Raw genomic sequence first — 413 nt, 5'->3', positions numbered from 1 at the left:
GCAGCTCCTACAAGCTGCGTTCATGTAGGAGCGGCTGTTAGCCGCGATGGCGGGCGCAGCACGCCTTTATACGTTATAGCGTCTTCTACGCAGACGTTCCCAAATCCCGTTCATCCTGAGCCTGTCGCCCTTCGAGATTTCCGGACTGGGTCCGGCCTCAGGACGAGCGGTGGTTTTCCTGCATTCATGGTTTTTACGGCGTCGCGCTATTTGTAGGAGCGGCTGTTAGCCGCGATGGCGGACGCAGAGGGCATAGCGTTATTTGTAGGAGCGACCTTTGGTGGTGCGACACTCGCCGCGATCGCAGCCAACGGCAGCTCCTACATCAATAAATCACTCCGCTCATCCTGAGCCTGTCGCCCTTCGAGATTTCCGGACTGCGTCCGGCCTCAGGACGAACGATGATTTTCCAC

The sequence above is a fragment of the Thalassolituus marinus genome (genome assembly GCF_020320395.1).
GTDB lineage: Bacteria > Pseudomonadota > Gammaproteobacteria > Pseudomonadales > Oceanobacteraceae > Venatoribacter > Venatoribacter marinus.
This window is presented reverse-complemented; position numbering follows the sequence as displayed.